Source organism: Streptomyces sp. URMC 124 (genome assembly GCF_051386455.1).
Lineage (GTDB): Bacteria > Actinomycetota > Actinomycetes > Streptomycetales > Streptomycetaceae > Streptomyces.
In genome coordinates this window covers 1-245 of the sequence record NZ_JBPQTS010000598.1, presented here as the reverse complement: position 1 = coordinate 245, position 245 = coordinate 1, and the positions used below count along the sequence as shown (strand labels likewise).

Below are 245 nucleotides of genomic sequence, written 5' to 3'. Positions count from 1 at the left end.
CTATTCCCGGAAGCTGCTGGACAAAACAACCCTCTATCCCGAGGTGGTTGCCGCACTGTCGACGCTGCAGCACGATCGTCTGCTCCTGGACGGCGAAGTGGTTTATTTTCATCCAGAGCTCGGACGCCCGGTGTTCCAGAAGGTGCTTCAGCGGGAGCGTTCACGTTCGGTTCGGTCGGGCGCCCCGCTCTTCACGTATGTGCTGTTTGACATTCTGGTCGACGGCGATAAGGATATGCGTAAGC

At 58.0% G+C, this 245-nt stretch carries 1 protein-coding gene; it reads left to right on the top strand.

Features of this window, described 5'->3' with window-relative positions:
* The coding region (locus tag ACSNOG_RS33830; protein ID WP_436756493.1) for an ATP-dependent DNA ligase at window positions 1-245 on the top strand (245 nt) is incomplete at both ends.